16 protein-coding genes are annotated in these 16,852 nt (G+C 63.7%); 8 read left to right on the top strand and 8 right to left on the bottom strand.

What is annotated here, in order from left to right; all coding sequences use genetic code 11:
- Nucleotides 1–69: 69 nt before the first annotated feature.
- Both VIQ49_RS07815 and VIQ49_RS07810 read right to left on the bottom strand, forming a co-directional pair.
- A complete protein-coding gene (locus VIQ49_RS07815; protein ID WP_331882828.1) occupies nucleotides 70–909 on the bottom strand; it encodes a sulfurtransferase in 840 nt (279 codons plus the stop codon).
- 305 nt (nucleotides 910–1,214) lie between these two features.
- Complete coding sequence (locus tag VIQ49_RS07810; protein ID WP_331882825.1) at nucleotides 1,215–2,027, bottom strand: DUF2993 domain-containing protein; 813 nt, start codon at nucleotides 2,025–2,027, stop codon at nucleotides 1,215–1,217.
- Between the two features lie 181 nt (nucleotides 2,028–2,208).
- Here VIQ49_RS07810 and VIQ49_RS07805 point away from each other — a divergent pair, with 181 nt between their 5' ends.
- From VIQ49_RS07805 to VIQ49_RS07770, 8 genes are all read left to right on the top strand, one after another.
- Entirely contained in the window at nucleotides 2,209–3,000 is a 792-nt protein-coding gene (locus tag VIQ49_RS07805; RefSeq protein ID WP_331882822.1) for a response regulator transcription factor, read from the top strand.
- Nucleotides 2,990–3,859: a mycothiol synthase gene (gene mshD / locus VIQ49_RS07800; RefSeq protein WP_331882820.1), complete on the top strand. Its 870-nt coding sequence runs from the start codon at nucleotides 2,990–2,992 to the stop codon at nucleotides 3,857–3,859. The genes VIQ49_RS07805 and mshD overlap by 11 nt, the downstream gene beginning before the upstream one ends.
- Before the next feature lie 247 nt (nucleotides 3,860–4,106).
- Complete coding sequence (gene pstS / locus VIQ49_RS07795) at nucleotides 4,107–5,159, top strand: phosphate ABC transporter substrate-binding protein PstS (protein ID WP_331882818.1); 1,053 nt, start codon at nucleotides 4,107–4,109, stop codon at nucleotides 5,157–5,159.
- Between the two features lie 83 nt (nucleotides 5,160–5,242).
- The gene (gene pstC / locus VIQ49_RS07790) at nucleotides 5,243–6,256 is read left to right on the top strand and encodes a phosphate ABC transporter permease subunit PstC (RefSeq protein WP_331882816.1); all 1,014 of its coding nucleotides are present in this window, start codon (nucleotides 5,243–5,245) and stop codon (nucleotides 6,254–6,256) included.
- Nucleotide 6,257: 1 nt separating this feature from the next.
- Nucleotides 6,258–7,151 (top strand): phosphate ABC transporter permease PstA, encoded by an 894-nt coding sequence (pstA, locus tag VIQ49_RS07785; RefSeq protein ID WP_331882814.1) that lies wholly within the window; start codon nucleotides 6,258–6,260, stop codon nucleotides 7,149–7,151.
- 75 nt (nucleotides 7,152–7,226) lie between these two features.
- Nucleotides 7,227–8,003: a phosphate ABC transporter ATP-binding protein PstB gene (pstB, locus tag VIQ49_RS07780; protein ID WP_331882811.1), complete on the top strand. Its 777-nt coding sequence runs from the start codon at nucleotides 7,227–7,229 to the stop codon at nucleotides 8,001–8,003.
- Nucleotides 8,004–8,067: 64 nt separating this feature from the next.
- Complete coding sequence (locus VIQ49_RS07775; protein WP_331882808.1) at nucleotides 8,068–9,450, top strand: FHA domain-containing protein; 1,383 nt, start codon at nucleotides 8,068–8,070, stop codon at nucleotides 9,448–9,450.
- Nucleotides 9,440–10,297: a protein kinase domain-containing protein gene (locus tag VIQ49_RS07770; protein WP_331882805.1), complete on the top strand. Its 858-nt coding sequence runs from the start codon at nucleotides 9,440–9,442 to the stop codon at nucleotides 10,295–10,297. Before VIQ49_RS07775 ends, VIQ49_RS07770 begins: the two co-directional genes overlap by 11 nt.
- A 7-nt stretch (nucleotides 10,298–10,304) precedes the next feature.
- On the opposite strand, the gene phoU is transcribed toward VIQ49_RS07770, so the two are convergent.
- From phoU to VIQ49_RS07740, 6 genes are all read right to left on the bottom strand, one after another.
- Complete coding sequence (phoU, locus tag VIQ49_RS07765; RefSeq protein WP_331882802.1) at nucleotides 10,305–10,964, bottom strand: phosphate signaling complex protein PhoU; 660 nt, start codon at nucleotides 10,962–10,964, stop codon at nucleotides 10,305–10,307.
- Nucleotides 10,965–11,058: 94 nt separating this feature from the next.
- Nucleotides 11,059–13,170: an LCP family protein gene (locus VIQ49_RS07760; RefSeq protein ID WP_331882799.1), complete on the bottom strand. Its 2,112-nt coding sequence runs from the start codon at nucleotides 13,168–13,170 to the stop codon at nucleotides 11,059–11,061.
- Nucleotides 13,171–13,369: 199 nt separating this feature from the next.
- Complete coding sequence (dusB, locus tag VIQ49_RS07755; protein WP_331882831.1) at nucleotides 13,370–14,539, bottom strand: tRNA dihydrouridine synthase DusB; 1,170 nt, start codon at nucleotides 14,537–14,539, stop codon at nucleotides 13,370–13,372.
- Nucleotides 14,540–14,557: 18 nt separating this feature from the next.
- Nucleotides 14,558–15,550: an acyl-ACP desaturase gene (locus tag VIQ49_RS07750; protein WP_331882796.1), complete on the bottom strand. Its 993-nt coding sequence runs from the start codon at nucleotides 15,548–15,550 to the stop codon at nucleotides 14,558–14,560.
- A gap of 199 nt (nucleotides 15,551–15,749) precedes the next feature.
- The gene (locus VIQ49_RS07745) at nucleotides 15,750–16,250 is read right to left on the bottom strand and encodes a nuclear transport factor 2 family protein (RefSeq protein ID WP_331882793.1); all 501 of its coding nucleotides are present in this window, start codon (nucleotides 16,248–16,250) and stop codon (nucleotides 15,750–15,752) included.
- A 45-nt stretch (nucleotides 16,251–16,295) separates the two neighbouring features.
- Complete coding sequence (locus tag VIQ49_RS07740; RefSeq protein WP_331882790.1) at nucleotides 16,296–16,763, bottom strand: hypothetical protein; 468 nt, start codon at nucleotides 16,761–16,763, stop codon at nucleotides 16,296–16,298.
- Nucleotides 16,764–16,852: the final 89 nt, after the last annotated feature.

Here is a 16,852-nt window from a genome sequence, read left to right as displayed (position 1 = left end):
AAACGGTCTCTTTTTCGGTATCAACACCGGCGGGCAGATTCTGACCCTGATTAGGCGCAGCACACATGATTACTTGCTCTCTCCCAGCTCGATCGGGGCGCCGACAAGTGAGCCGTATTCGACCCAGCTGCCGTCGTAGTTCTTGACATTCTTCTTACCGAGGATCTGATCGAGCACAAACCAGGTGTGGCTTGAACGCTCGCCGATACGGCAGTAAGCGATGGTTTCCTTGCTCTCGTCGAATCCCTTGTCGGCGTACAGCTTTGCCAGGTCTTCGTCGGTCTTGAAGGTGCCGTCCTCGTTGGCGGTGGTGCTCCACGGGATGTTGATGGCTCCGGGGATGTGACCCTTCTGCTGAGCCTGCTCCTGCGGGAGGTGAGCCGGTGCGAGGATCTTGCCCGAGAACTCGTCGGGGCTACGCACGTCGACCAGGTTCTTGCTGCCGATGGCGTTGATGACCTCGTCGCGGAATGCGCGAATGCTGGTGTCGGGGGCCTCGGCCTTGTACGTCGCGGCCGGCAAGGTGACCTCGTCCTTGGACAGCTCGCGGCCGTCGAGTTCCCACTTCTTGCGGCCGCCGTCGATCAGCTTGACGTCCTCGTGGCCGTACAGCTTGAAGTACCAGTACGCGTACGCGGCGAACCAGTTGTTGTTGCCGCCGTAGAGGACAACGGTGTCGTCGTTGGAAACGCCCTTGGCGGACAGGAGAGCGGAGAACTGCTCCTGGTTCAGGAAATCGCGACGAACGCCATCCTGCAGGTCCTTGCGCCAATCCAGACGGATGGCGCCTTCGATGTGGCCACCTTCATATGCCGAGGTGTCTTCGTCGACCTCGATGAAGACGGTCTTGTCGGCCTTCAGGTTCTGCTCAGCCCAATCAGCGCTGACCAGGACATCGGAGCGAGCCATGGTTTTCCTTTCGTAGAGGGGTATTGCGTTCAGGGTTTGTGCGGTGATCAATACAGATCGGGATTGCTGGGTGACATGTAGATCGCCTTGGACGAGCAGAGGGCCGGCCAAGGGGGACGCCGACGTACGGGCACAGAGAATCTGTGGAAAGCCCGTTGACTAGCGGCTGAGACAGCAACAGTTGGCGACACGACAGAAGTCGATCGCCCGGCGACGTGTGAGCATCAACTCACGGCCCAGTTGCATGAGCGCCAGACTACCGCAGCCGCGCAACCCACTCGGCCCCGCTCCGGGCGAGGGGTGAATCACGGCCCCTGCCAGAAGTCGCTCGCGGTCACGACCAGCGGTTTCTGGTCGGCGCGAAGGACGACGTCACTTCCCTCGGTGGCCGCCGACGATGCGGGCAGGGACCACGGAAGCGCAAGTACCGGCAGCGTTTGAGAGAACTGCGCCAGGACCGCGGGCAGCTGCAGTGCCGATACGTCTGAATCGACGTGGTCGGCGGAGCCCGAGTAGATCCCGGTGGCGTCGACCCGTAGCGCGCCGCCACGGATCGACAGATCGGCGGACACACTGACTTTGCGGCGGTCAGAGCCCTCGCTGTGACCGAGATTACTAATTGTGGGAACAATGACCGTGCCGGTCAGAACGATGCCCGAGCTGGCGGAGAGAATGCCGTCGCCGGGGCCGCCTCCGCCGGCTTTGTCCTCGGGTGCGGGGGTCGTGACGGTGAGGTCTTCGATACCCAGGAAGCGGCCCAGGTTCACCGAATCGATCTTCAGGGAGGCGCTGACCTTGTCGACCCGTAGCGACGTGTCTTCGTCGATGAGCCATGCGCCTCCGGGTCGTTCCACTCCGGACAGATTCGAGCGGAGGTCGCCACGACGGTCATTTCCCAGGTCAGTGCCCCTGGCGGTGATTCCGATCCGGTTGTACTCATCGCCCGCCGCGGCTGTCATGAAAGGGAAGCCGGTGATCGTCACCTCTGGGTCGAACTCCAATTCAGAGGCCGCGCGCAGTGCCTGTGAGTAGTGGCGTTCGGCGTAGGCGGCGACCGCGAAATCGATTCCGATCGCAACGAGGACCACGATGAGGACCCCGGCCAGCAGTTTGCGCACCGAAACCCTTCTTTGCGTGGACTTCGACCCCCGGAGCCACACGCTCGGTGATCGCCGCTCGACTGGTCATCGGGGCCTTGTTAACGGGCGGGGACCAGTTTGGCGCTATTCTGACATCTATCTCGCACACGTTGGTAAGGCAGCGTACATAAATACGTACAACCCGAGATCGGAGTGGTTTGTGGATCTCTTGTTACTGACAGCCGATCCCACCCCTGAGTCTGTATTGCCGTCGTTGTCACTGCTGGCTCATACCGTTCGCGTCGCACCCACCGAGGTGTCTTCGCTGATGGAAGCTGGAAACGCAGACGTTGCCATCGTTGATGCGCGTTCTGATCTTGCGGCCGCACGTGGGCTCTGCCGGCTGCTTGGGAGCACGGGTTCTTCGGTTCCCGTTGTTGCTGTATTGACCGAGGGCGGTCTGGTTGCCGTGAACTCGGAGTGGGGTCTTGACGACTTCTTGCTGCCGGGCACCGGGCCGGCCGAACTGGACGCCCGACTTCGCCTGCTGGTGGTGCGGAGTCGAGGAGTCACCGAGGAAGAAGCGAGTGGCAAGGTCACGCTCGGCGACCTCGTGATCGATGAGGGCACGTACACCGCTCGTCTGCGTGGCCGTCCTCTTGATTTGACGTACAAAGAGTTCGAGTTGCTGAAGTACTTGGCGCACAACGCCGGTCGGGTTTTCACTCGCGCGCAACTCTTGCAAGAGGTGTGGGGTTACGACTTCTTCGGTGGCACCCGGACGGTGGACGTGCATGTGCGACGCCTGCGTGCCAAGCTCGGCGCCGAGCACGAGGCGTTGATCGGAACCGTGCGCAACGTCGGTTACAAGGCGGTGCGTCCGAGTCGTGGCGGCCGCGCCTCCGAACCGAATGAAAGCGCTACGGACGGAACCGAATTGGATGACCTGGTGGGCCCCGAAGACGTTGAGTTCCAGGACCCGGAGTTCAGTTCAAGCAGCAATGGGAGCTGAGCGCACAAGTCCGGAGTTCGTCGGGCGCATCACAGAAATTCTCCAGGCCGCGACGCGGACCGATGGCGTCGCGCCGCTGGGGGAGCAGGCCGTCAAAGGTGTCGGCCGGCCCGGCGTCGTCGAGGTCACCGTCGTCGAAGGCGACGTGGTCGTCGGGTATGCCAACGTGACACCGGCCCGCGACGACGAACCTGCGATGATCGAGCTCGTGGTCGATCCGGACCACCGGCGCCGGGGTCACGGCAGGCAGTTGCTGGACGCGACGCTCGAACGCGTCGCCGGCGATGTCCGGATCTGGGCCCACGGGGATCTACCCGCGGCGAAGGCGTTGGCAGCCGCTGCCGGACTCACCGCCAAGCGAGAGCTGTTGCAGTTGCGCCGGCCGCTGCCTGATCCGGCATTACCGGAATTGGTGGTTCCCGGCGATCTGGTGCTCCGGACGTACGCGGGGCCATCCGACGACGCCGAGATCCTACGCGTGAACAACGTGGCCTTTGCCTGGCATCCCGAACAGGGCGGCTGGGAATCACAGCAGATCGACGAACGCACAGGATCGTCCTGGTTCGATCCCGCCGGCCTGTTCCTGGCCTTCGCTGCCGCCGAGCCCGACCGGCTACTCGGATTCCATTGGACAAAAGTTCACTCCGATTCACTCGGCGAGGTGTACATCGTCGGAGTCGACTCCGCGGCGCAGGGGCGTGGGCTCGGTCGACTCCTGACCCTCGCGGGCTTGCACTATCTCGCCGACCGGGGTCTGGCCGAAGTCGAGCTGTACGTCGAAGGTGACAACGCCGCGGCCCTGAACACCTACGGAAAGCTCGGATTCGAGCAATACGCGATAGATGTCGCCTACGGCTGACCGAATTTCAGGTGTCGGAAAGACTTCTGATGGACGTGCAGGTGACATAGAAGTGAACAACGGGTGGACATCTCGAATTTCTCCTGCGGGTCCACTGCATGCCGGTCGAAAGTGTATTCATCTGCGGTTCACCACGCGTAGGGAATCCAGACATGACCGACCTCTAGCTTTCAACGAGTGACGCTTTGGCGTCGGGGTGACTGCTCGAATCGCGAGATGTCACGGAAAGTCCATGGAGGAGTCTTCGGTGAGAATGAAGTCAAGTGCTGCCCTCGTGAGTGCGGCTGCAGTTACTGCTCTGGTGCTGTCGGCATGTGGCAGTGAAGAGAGCGGCGGCACCATCAGTGGTGAAGGATCAACCGCGCAGCAGAAGGCGATGGAGCACTTCCAGGTCGTCGTCGCCGACAACGGCGGCAATGTGCTCAACTACACCGGTTCGGGTTCGGGTGACGGCATTGCCAAGTTCCTGAGCAGCGATGTCGACTTCGCCGGATCGGATTCGCCCCTTAAGGACGAGGAGATCGCAGAGGCGAAGACCCGCTGTGGCGGCAACGACGCGTGGCACATCCCGCTGGTTGCCGGCCCGGTCGCCATCGCTTACAACCTGCCCGGTGTCGAGGGTGTTGTGCTGAACCCGACCGTGCTGGCCGGCATCTTCGATTCGAAGATCACCACCTGGGATGCGCCGGAAATCGCGGCGCTGAATCCGGGCAAGGAACTGCCCGCCACGCCGATCGTTCCGGTGCACCGCAGCGATAGCTCGGGTACCACCGACAACTTCCAGCGCTTCCTGCAGGACTCGGCTCCCGAGGCCTGGCCGTACGAGCACGACAAGACCTTCAAGGGTCAGGGTGGCTCGGGCGCCTCCAAGTCGACCGGTGTCGGTGACACCGTCAAGAAGACCGCCGGGTCCGTGACCTACGTCGAGTGGGGCTTCGCCGAAGAGAATGATCTCGGTATCGCGCAGATCGATTTCGGTGTCGGCGCCACCGAGCTGAACGGTGAGACCTCCGGCAAGGCGCTCGACGCCGTCACGTTCAAGGATCCGGGGTCCAAGGACCTGATCGTCGACACCGACGCCCTGTACGCGATGCAGGAGCCGGGCGCATACCCGTTGCTGCTCACCCCGTACTCGATCGTCTGCTCGGCCGGCTACGAGGGTGACGTCTCGGCAACCCTCAAGGACTCGTTCACCGTGATCCTGAACGACGGCCAGGATGGTCTGGCAGAGATCGGCTACACGCCGCTGCCCGCAGAGTACAAAGCCAAGCTGCAGTCCACCATCGACGCACTGGCCTGATCGAAACAGGTGAGGGCGACCGTCGAGAACAGCGATAGAAGACGATGACAGAGATTGACAACACGACGAGTGCGAAAGGGCCTATGAGCTCCTCGACGACTCAGACGGGTACCACCACCGGCGGTGGGCCGGCTGAACCAAGCGGGCCGGAAATCAAGAACAACGGTTCGGCGACTCGGCTGGGAGACAGGATCTTCCGGACTCTCTCGGTCGGCTCCGGCATCTTCATCTCGGCGATCATCGGACTGATCGCGCTGTTCCTGGTGATCCAGGCGGTCCCCTCACTGCTCGAAAACGAAGAGAACTTCTTCACCTACTCCGGCCCGTGGACCACGGACCCCGGAGACATGCGCTTCGGCATCCTGGGTCTGCTCTACGCAACCCTGGTGGTGTCCTTCATCGCCTTGCTCCTGGCGATGCCGATTTCTCTGGGCATCGCGATCTTCCTGACCGAGTACGCTCCCAAACGCCTGGTCAGTCCCATCGCGTACGTGATCGACCTGCTGGCAGCCGTGCCCTCGATCGTGTACGGCCTCTGGGGCATCCTGGTGCTCGGCCCGGCGTTGGTGCCGGTCAACGAATGGCTGGTGGGCAATCTCGGCTTCCTGCCGTTCTTCCAGGAACCGAGTCAGGTCACCAACATGTCGACCGGTGGCACCATGCTCACCGCCGGCATCGTCCTGGCGGTGATGATCCTGCCGATCATCACCTCGGTGACCCGTGAGGTGTTCGTACAGACGCCGGTTGGTCACCGGGAAGCCGCGCTGGCACTCGGCGCGACGAAGTTCGAGGTCGTCCGGGTAGCGGTCGTCCCCTTCGGATTCTCCGGCTACATCAGTGGCTCGATGCTCGGCCTGGGCCGCGCCCTCGGCGAGACGATGGCCCTGCTGCTCATCATCTCGACAGCCGGCCCGATCGACTTCAACCTGATGGAGAGCGGCGAAACGTTCGCGACCAAGATCGCCAACAACGCAGCCGAGTTCGACTCGCCGGCGAAGACCGGTGCGTACATCTCCGCCGGCCTGGCGCTGTTCGTGCTGACCTTCATCGTGAACTCTGCGGCACGGGCCGTCATCAGCGGAAAGAAGGCCAAGTGACATGACCACCCTCGACGCGAGTACCGCACCGGTCAAACGCACCCCTTCGGGTTTCACGCCGGTCAAGAAGAGTCGTAAGGTCGGCGACAAGGGCGCCGCGGTCCTGGTCACCGCAGCCGTTGTCATCGCTATGATTCCGCTGTTCTGGCTCGTCTGGACCCTCCTGTCCCGCGGTATGGAAGCCATCCTCAGCGCGGAGTGGTGGACCAAGTCCGAACTGCGTGGCGGTGCCCTCAACGCGATCATCGGAACGTTGCAGCAGACCGCGCTGGCCGCGGTCATCGCGATTCCGATCGGCATCTTCGTGGCGATCTACCTGGTGGAGTACGGCAACAACTCCCTGCTCGCCCGGGTCACCACCTTCATGGTGGACATCCTCTCGGGTGTTCCGTCGATCGTTGCGGCGTTGTTCATCTACGCGGTGTGGCGGACCACGCTCGACCTGCCGCGGTCCGGCTTCGTGGTGGCGTTGGCTTTGGTGCTCCTGATGGCGCCGATCGTGATCCGTTCGACCGAGGAAATGCTCAAGATCGTCCCGCAGGATCTGCGGGAGGCCTCGTACGCGCTCGGGGTGCCCAAGTGGAAGACGATCGCGAAGATCGTTCTACCCACCGCACTGTCGGGCATTGTCACCGGTGTGATGCTGGCGATCGCCCGAGTGATGGGTGAATCTGCACCGGTGCTCATCTTGGTCGGTTCGACAAAGGTGATCAACACCAACCCATTTGAAGGAAACCAGCAATCGCTGCCCCTGATGATGGTGCAGCAGTACAACAACGGTCCCGGCGCATTCGACACGGTGTGGGGCGCCGCATTGACCCTCGTGATCCTGGTGGCGATCGTGTACTTCGGCGCCAAGCTCGTCTCCAAGGCGTTCTCGCCCAAGAAGTTCTGACGACACAGAAGTTCTCTTGCGCGACCACCCAACCCACCGACGCCACCAGCTCGTAGCGAACGAAAGAACAGATTCATGGCAAAGCGCCTCGACATCAAAGACCTGAACATCTACTACAGCGCCTTCCACGCGGTCAAAGACGTGAGCCTGGAAGTGCCTCCGCGCTGCATCACCGCCTTCATCGGCCCGTCCGGCTGTGGCAAGTCGACGGTGCTGCGCACCCTCAACCGCATGCACGAGGTGACCCCGGGTGCACGCGTCGAGGGCAAGGTGCTGCTGGACGGCGAAGACATCTACACCAAGGGCATCGACCCGGTGTCGGTGCGCTCGACCATCGGCATGGTGTTCCAGCGGCCGAACCCTTTCCCGACGATGTCGATCAAAGACAACGTGGTTGCCGGGCTCCGTCTGCAGGGTCTGCGTGACAAGAAGCAGCTCGACGAGACCGCCGAGCGGAGCCTGCGCGGGGCGAACCTCTGGGAAGAGGTCAAGGATCGTCTCGACCGGCCCGGCGGTGGCCTGTCCGGCGGCCAGCAGCAGCGACTGTGTATCGCCCGCGCGATCGCGGTGTCGCCCGAGGTGCTGTTGATGGACGAGCCCTGCTCGGCCCTCGACCCGATCTCGACGCTGGCCATCGAAGAGCTGATCAACGAGCTCAAGAAAGACTTCACGATCGTCATCGTCACGCACAACATGCAGCAGGCCGCCCGCGTCAGCGACCAGACCGCGTTCTTCAACCTGGCCGGCGTCGGTCAGCCGGGTCAGTTGATCGAGGTCAGTGACACCGAGACGATGTTCTCCAACCCCGCTCAGAAGGCGACGGAAGACTACATCTCCGGTCGATTCGGCTAGTCCGAACGTCTGCGGTCCGGCCCCGCGCGGGCAAACGGCCGCCGAGATAGGCGATGATGGGGGAGTGACGGTCAAACATCCGGTCAGCGTGCTGCCTGGCCGTGGTATCGCTCTCCGGCGCGGGCCCTCGTTGCTCCTCATCGATGCCGACCCGATGAAGACCAGTGCGACTCTCACCGATCTCGCGCGGATCGCCACCGAGTCGTTGGGGGAATCCGGGGCGCTCGAGGGCTCCCGCCTGCGCTCGCTGACCAAGTGGCTGTTGGCCAACGAGGACAGCAGCCCTGACTTCGCGGTCATCTCGACCGATCAGCACGGTGGACTCGAGGTCTTTCTCTACGGCGGGGCGACCGCCCGCATGTACGTCACCGAGTTGGCGTCGCCAGAAGTGGTGCGCGGGGCCGACTCCGGGTTCCTGGTCCAGCGCAGTTATCCCAGCAGTCTCTACGCGATCGCGGTCACGATCGACGAGACAGACCCCCTCGTCGGCGGACCCATCGGTGCCTCGGGAATCGCACCGTCACACATATTCTCGCTCGAGAAGGGTGCTGCCCCCGGATCCGGGATGATCCTGTGGCCGTCGGCGTCGCCGTCGACAGACAGCGCGGTGTACCTGATCCCGGAGACCTCCCCGGTGGACGCGTCCGAGTCGGCGTCCTTGATGGTCGGCGCCACCGGCAGTGATGCCGAACCACGGTTGGTGCCACCGATATTGTCGGTCCGCCTCGACGATTTCGATGAGGTGACGCAGAGTGCGCGCAACCCGCTCCCCATCGTGGGAGGTCCGCGCCGGCCCGCGAAGTTGAGGCAGGGTGTGGCCGAACCGACGCTGGTTCCGCCCCAGGATGTGCTGGACGCGGCGTTGTCGTCGGCCCCGACCGACGTGGCCAATCGTCCCGTCAAAGTCGGCAACTCGCGAATGTCGCCTCGTGACCAGAAGTTCCAGATCCACGGATTGCTCTGTGTCAACGGACACATCAACGACCCGCGGCTGCCGGCGTGCACCCGGTGCGGCATCAGGATCGATCGGCGCACCGGCGCGTTGGTGCAGGGTCCGCGTCCGCCGCTCGGGTTGCTGGTGATCGACGACGGCTCCACCTACATCGTCGCCGGTGACCTGCTGATCGGCCGCGATCCCGAACCGATGGTCGCCGGCCGCGGCGGTGTGGCAAGCAGCGGTATCGGGCCGCTGGACCCGATCCGGATCAATGACACGTCGGGGTCGATGTCGCGGGCGCATTGTGAACTGCGACTTGTCGATTGGGAGGTTCGGGTGATCGACACCGGCTCCGTGAACGGTACGTATGTCCGGCACCCCCGAGCCCCAGGCTGGATCACGCTGCGCCGTGGGCAAGAAGCCGTGCTGTACCCGGGCTCGCAGTTGCGGGTGGGCAGTCGATCGTTGCTGTTCGAATCTCCACACGGGAGGGTGAGCGATGTACGTTGAGCCGTCGTCGGGATCGGACGTCCGTAGATCGCCCGCGGCCGTTGCAGACTATCGGATCGTCCGCGCGCTCGGTGTGGGCAGCCACGGTGGATGCTACCTCGCTCAGGCGCCGGCTCGACTGGGGATCGACGTCGAACATGTTGCCCTGAAAGTCTTTTCGAACCCGGTCGGCGAGGATGCTTTTCATCGTGGTGTCCGCGAGCTCCGGACGTTCTCCGAGGTTCGCTCGCGGTATCTGCTCCGGTTGTACGAGGCGGCCCTCGGTGAGCAGTTCATGTACTCCATGGACTATCTGCCCGGTGGTTCGATGGCGGCTCCGGCGATGCCGCTGCAGCGCGAACAGGCACTGGCCGTGCTCGAAGGAGCCGCCCGCGGCGCACACGACATGCACGAGGCGGGCCTGGTCCACGGTGACATCAAGCCCGCGAACGTGATGATCAGCGGGGACGGCGACGGTCCGACGGGAGTGCTCAGTGCGCTCGGCCTGGCGCGGGTGATCACGGCGGCGACTGCGGTCAGCGGTATCGGGTCATCGGCCACACTGGAGTTCGCGGATCCGGATATGCTCGTGGGCCAAACGCCTTCTCGGGCAACGGATCTCTGGGCGCTGGGCGCGACCATTCACCGAACCTTGGCCGGTGAAGGACTTTACGGTGAGTTGCCTGACATGCAGCCGTTGGTGGCCATCAGGACAGTGCAGTCGACCAGACCCAAGCTCAGTGCGGCACTGTCAGCGGCAGAACGAGATCTGGTGTCGGAATGCCTTGCACCGCACAGCGATCGATTCCGTACCGCGGCCGAGCTCGCCGATCGAATCGGCGAGATCAGGGCCGCGGACGGTCGTTGAACGGGGGTTATACCTCTGTGAACTGTTCCGGAGTCTGCCCGGTGGCCTGGAAGACGACCCGCCGACCGATGAGAACGGCGTGATCCGCGAAGCGCTCGTAGTAGCGGCCGAGCAGCGTCACATCGACCGCGGCGGCAACTCCGTGCTTCCATTCCCGATCCATCAGGACGGTGAACAGATGGCGGTGCAGATCATCCAGTGCGTCGTCGTCGTCCTGGAGCTTGAGCGCGTCTTCCGGGTTCTGGGTGTTGAGAACCTCGCGCGCGTTGTTGGCCATGGTGACCGCAAGGCGGCCCATCTCGGCGAAGTAGCCGTTGACCTCCTCTGGGAGTGCCTTGGCCGGATGTCGCCGGCGTGCCACCTTCGCGACATGCAGAGCCAAGGCCCCCATCCGCTCGATGTCGGCGACGATCTGGAATCCGCTGACGATCGCCCGCAGATCGCCGGCGACCGGCGCCTGTAGGGCGAGCAACGCGAACGCGCGTTCCTCGGCTGTGGTCGACAGGCCCGTCAACTGTTCGTGGGCGCCGATGACCTCTTCGGCCACGGCCAGATCAGCCTGTAGCAAGGCCTGGGTGGACCGCTCCATCGCGGTTCCCGCCAGCTCACACATCTGTCCCAGAACTGCGTTGAGTTCTGCCATCTGCTCAATGTACGCACTACGCATGTCCCTACCGTACTGCCACATATGGGGGAATTGGTTGTGACGTGGTGAACTACAAATGAACGGAAATCATGTAATCAGGGCGCGATCGCCGTGTTCAGGCGCAGGTGGTGTCGCCGGCGTTGGTGACCGTGAGGTCGTTGGGGAGCTCATCGGGATTGGCTTCCCGCGGCATCTCGCGGACGCTGACCTGGGAACCCTCGGCCGGTGCGACATTGAGGGTGCCGGAGAAATCGCTGCCCACGGTCACCTCGACACCCGAGCTGACCGTGGAATCGGACTGGATCGTGGCGCCGGGGAACATCGCTGCCACGGTGGCCGCGGCGTCTTGCTGACCAGGACCGTACCGGACCACCGTGTCGGTCCGGTTTTCCGAGGCATCGGCGACGCCATAGATCTCGAAGCCCTGGTTGGCCAGTTCGTTGGCGGCGTCTGCGGCGACTCCGCCGACGCCGGTGCCGTTGAGGACCCGCAACGACACCGAGTACGGCGACAGCGCGGTGAGCGTCAGAATGTCGGGCTTGGGCGCGACAGTGGTGGTGGTCGTCGTTGTCGATGTGGTTCCCGGTTCAGGAGCTTCGGTCTTCTCGCCGGGCAACGGCATGTCGTTGATGATCGCGTCGAAGATCGCGTCGATGTCGTCGAGGCGGGGGATCTCGTTGCCGGAACCGTCTTCGGCGGTGCCCGACGTGGGCACGGTGAGGAATGTGACACGACCGGCGTCGAGTCCCTGCATCGACTGGGCCAGCTGCAAGAGGTTATCGGTGTTGACCCGATCGACGTAGCTGTTGTTGATGAAGGTGTCGACGATGCCGTTCAGCGTGGCGGGATTGGTCAGGACCTGGCTGGACAGCGCTCCACGCAGCAGCGACGACATGAACAGTTGCTGGCGCTTGATACGCCCGTAGTCGCCGTTGCCCTCTGTCTCGATATTGCGGGCGCGAACGTAATCCAGGGCCTTGGAACCCTTGAGCGTCTTCGTACCGGGTTTGGCGAGGATGGTGCCGAGTTCGTAGTCCTGCAGCGGTGTCGTCGAGCAGACCTGCACGCCACCGATCTTGTTGACCACCTGCTCGAACCCGTAGAAGTCCATGGCGATGAAGTGGTTGATGTTCAGGCCGCTCATCGCGGTGAGCGTGTCGACCAGACACTTCGGACCACCGTCGCCGTACACGCTGTTGAGTTTCACAGAGGTTTCGGAGGGGATCACGTCGTCGGTGTATTTGCCGTCGTCGTTGTTCCAGCCTGAGCACTGGGGCCGGTCGACCTGCAGGTCGCGGGGAAATGACACCGCGACCACTCGGCTTCGGTCAGCCGGGATGTTCACCATGATCACGGTGTCCGAGCGGGCGCTGCCCCCGAACTCCGAGCTGTCGCCCGCGCCGACAGTGCCGTTCTGGCCGGATCGTGTGTCGGTACCGACGATCAAGTAGGTCTCGTCACCGGTCTGGAGTTGCTTGTCGCGAATCTGCTCGTTGTCGGGGTTCACCGCGTCGACGGTGTTCCAGTTGCTGTCCTTGACCTTCTGATAGCCCCAGACCGCACCTGTGCCGAGCAACGCCAGCACGCAGGCCAGGGCGATGAGGATCCGGCCGCCGATGGTGGCCCGGTGCATCATCTGTTTGCGGTCACGCTCTTTGGCCGGCGCGGCGTGCTTGCGCCGTGACGCGGCGTCGGCGCCCGGGGTGACCGAACGCGGCACCCGGGTGATGGCACCGTTGTCCGACAGATCCGGGATCGGGGCCTGGGCGTTTATCGCCGGGATGTGCTCGGTGGCCGGGGCGGTTGCGGGAATGACCTCGGTGTTGGCGTCGTCTGCGGTGACCGGCGGTTCGCCCGGGCCGAGGATCTGTTCTGTCGGGGCTTCGGCGGGGCCCACGCGCCGGAGTCGCCGAGGCGTGGACGGGGGCGTCGGAGAAGAGGATGCGGGAGACGGCGACGCGGGAGCCGAGGGGGCCGGCGGTGGCGGGGTATGGCTTGGGGACGGAGTGGTCTGCGAGGGTTCGGCCGACGCCGGATCGTCGTGGGAGTCGGCCGCTGCATTCATCCGGTTGAGCAGCTCGCGCACGGTCACCCGGTTGCGGTCGCCCTCTGTCAGCTCGCGGCTGGTCGGTTCCCGCAGCACCTCGTCCGAGGGCGCGCCGAGCTGGCGGCGAATCTCATTGCGGCGTTCCTCGGACGTGCGTGCCCGGAGTTCGTCGTCGCTCACTGGAGTTCCTTCAGCCTTCTGGGCGCCGGGCTGTATTTCAGGCCCGGCGGAAACACTCGGCCGGGCACGGCGCCGACTCGATGATACTGACGAAAACACGCACATTGCCCGTGTATGGCCTGTGAAGGGCGCGCGGCGCCAGTTGATGCAGCAGCATGAATCGGCAGTTCATGACGTTTCGGTGGTGAGGCGGGTGAACTCAGCCTCCCGAATGCATGACCTCGGCTCCGTCCGGAACGGCTTCGTCGTCGGGATCGTCGAGCCATCCCTCGGGCAGTGCCACCGGCGAGGGGGAACCCTGGCGGCCGCGGGGACCGTGCCCGTCGTCGGGGAACGGCACGTCAGCGGGCAATTGCCCGACGAGATCGGACAGCTGGTCGACGGTTTCGACCAGGGCCATCTCGCGCCGGAGTTCCGAACCGACGGGGAACCCGCGCAGATACCAGGCGACGTGTTTGCGGATCTCCCGCATTCCCTTGAACTCGCCGTGATGGTCTGCGAGAAGTTGTCCGTGCCGGACGATGATCTGCGCCACTTCTCCGAGATCTGGTGCGGCCGGAGCCGGAGTTCCGTTCAATTCGGCACTCAGTTCGGCGAAGAGCCACGGGCGGCCCAGGCAGCCTCGCCCGATGACCACGCCGTCGCAGCCGGTTTCGTACATCATCCGGGTGGCGTCACCGGGTTCGAAGATGTCGCCGTTGCCGAGGACCGGTACATCGGTGACGTGTTCCTTGAGGCGCGCGATCTGATTCCAGTCGGCATTGCCCGAGTAGCGCTGCGACGCGGTACGTGCATGCAGTGCAACAGCTTTCGCACCCTCGGCGGCAGCGATCCGGCCGGCGTCGAGATGCGTGTGATGGTCGTCGTCGATGCCGATCCGGAACTTGACGGTGACCGGGATGTCGGTGCCCTCGGTGGCGCGGACCGCAGCCGCGACGATGTTCGCGAACAGGCGTCGTTTGTACGGAATCGCCGAACCGCCACCTTTACGGGTGACCTTGGGGACCGGGCACCCGAAGTTCATGTCGATGTGGTCGGCGAGGTTCTCGTCGACGATCATCTTCGCGGCGGCGTAGGTGTACTCGGGATCAACCGTGTACAGCTGCATCGACCTGGGGTTTTCCTCCGGGCCGAAGGTGGTCATGTGCATCGTGACCGGGTGCCGCTCGACGAGCGCTCGGGCGGTCACCATCTCGCAGACGTAGAGTCCGGCGACGGTGCCCGTGCGGGCGAGTTCGAGTTCACGGCACAGCGTGCGGAAGGCAACATTGGTCACCCCGGCCATGGGAGCGAGGACCACCGGGCTGGACAGCTCGATGGACCCGATCGTCAGGGCCGGGGTGTCGGTTTCTGGAAGTAGGGCGGTCAGCGCAGTGGTTTTCTGGTCTCAGGAAGCGGCTGCGGCTTTTTCGCGCCTGGCGGCCTCACGCGCCAGTGAGCGATCACGCATTTCTTCGAACTTGACGGTGTCGGCTTCGAGCTTCTCGAGGAAGTCGCTCAGATCCTCGCGGGTCTTCTCGCCTTCGGGACCGAAGTCGTCGCGCTCGAAGATGTTCCATTTGCGCAGAACGGGCTGGACGACCTCTTCGAGGTGCTGGCGCATGTCGTAGATGCCGTGCTTGGCCATCAGGACACCGTTGCGGCGGAAGTTGGGCATTCCGGCGCCGGGCATCTGGAAGTTGGACACGATCTCGTAGACGGCCTTCATGGTCTGGTCGGGCACCAGATCGAGGGCGGCCGCACAGATGTTGCGGTAGAAGACCATGTGCAGGTTCTCGTCGGCGGCGATGCGCTGCAGCATCCGGTCGGCGATGGGGTCGTTGCAGGCCTTGCCGGTGTTGCGGTGCGAGACGCGGGTGGCCAGTTCCTGGAAGGTCACGTACGCAACGGACCGCAGGATGCCGGCGGCCTCTTCGCCCAGCTCGTCGGCGCGATCGCCGGCTGCGGCCAGCGGCGAGTAGCCGTTGGTCATGTGGATCATGCGGGCCTCTTCGAGCGCCACGGGATCAACTCCGCGTGTGACGACGAGGTAGTCGCGCATGACGATGCCGTGGCGGTTCTCTTCAGCGGTCCAACGGCCGACCCAGTGTCCCCAGGCGTCGTCCATCGAGAAGTTCTCGGCGATCTCGCGGTGGTAGGAGGGGAGGTTGTCCTCGGTCAGCAGGTTCGTGACCATGGCTGCCTTGGCGACCTCGTCGAGCTGCGACTGCTCGGGATCCCAGTCGACGCCACCGAGAGCGGCGAAGTTCTGGCCCTCGTCCCACGGCACGTAGTCGTGGGGATGCCAGTCCCTGGTGGTGCGCAGGTGGCGGTTGACGTTCTCTTCGGCCGCCGGTGACAGTTCCTTCAGTAGCTCAAGTTGGGTCAACTCGCGTGCCATCAGATATTCCTCCAGGAAGGCTAGGCTGTAAGGCTTCAGGGTAAAGGATCGTGATCCCGTCACCCAAGTTGTCGCATGGCGCGCTGGACTCGTGAATGCGTCGCCATGCCTGTTGCTTGCCGGTACTCCCAGGGCTTCGCGCCCGTATAGGTGAGTGTTACCCGACATTGTCGGATTGTGGTGCACCTAACGCGGAGTTTCAGAGATATTTACCGAACTTGATGAGCCATTCGGAGGCCTCGTCGGTGAGATTCCCCAGTTCCTGCGCCCTATTGCACCAGGCTTTGGCTGCCTGGGCAAACTCTGCGGGGTTGTAGACGTCTTCTTCTTTCGACCACAGGCCGTCGCCGCCGTAGGTGAGGATCGTGATGTTGGTGGCCGTGAAGACCGACCCGTCGCCGGGGTCGCGCATCGGGTTGTCGATCTCACATATCACGCGGCCGGTATCCGGGTCGACCACGTGCCACAACGAGATGTAGCCGACCATGTGATTGCCGGGGAACCGGCCCATCGTCTTGTACACCCAGGCCCGGATCTCTTCGCGTCCCTTGTAGGTCCCCAGTGCGTGTTCGACGTAATCGGCGTCCTCGGTGAACTGGTCTGCCCACTGATTCCAGTCCTGGGAGATCGCGACCGCGTCGTTGACCGCCTTGAACTTGCTGAACTCGGACTCGAGTTCGGCCGTGCTGAATTGCCCCATGTGTTCTCTACCCCCTTGGTTGAGCGTGCGTGTGGCATCCGCCGTTCAGGCGAGGCGGACGGTGATCGTTGCGTCGATCCGTGTGATCAGGCAGTGGTCGTCGAAGGCGAATGTCTCGTCGACGGTGGCGCCGGCCACATCGATGCCGGCGAATCCGTAGTCGAGGTCGTACACCGCCCGGACCAGATTGCCGTGCTGACTCCACGTGGTGTTCTTGATGCCGGTGATACCGCCGTACTGCAGGTGGGCGGCCAGTTCCGCCTTCATGAACGGTCCCGAGAAGCCGGTCTGCAATCCGTTCTCGAATCGGATCACTTCGTCGGCCACCGGTACGTCATGAGCGACGGAGGCATCTGCGAGTGCGGCGACGTAGGTCTGCGCCCCGGCGATCTGTGCGTCGGCTGTACAGGTCGCCGTATGTCCGTCGTCGGCGGAGGCCACCGCGGGTGTGGTCAGCAGTGCCGCGCCGGTCAAGAGGGCGCAGGCGAGTAACCGGGATCCGGCAGATTTCATGGAGTAAGCGTATGTGCTCAATCCCCGTAGCGGGGAGAATCTTTCTGATCGGTCAGACGGACTAATAGCCCTCGTTGTTCTGGTGTGCC

It is taken from the genome of Williamsia sp., assembly GCF_036566845.1.
Taxonomy (GTDB): Bacteria; Actinomycetota; Actinomycetes; order Mycobacteriales; family Mycobacteriaceae; genus Williamsia.
This window is presented reverse-complemented; position numbering and strand designations above follow the sequence as displayed.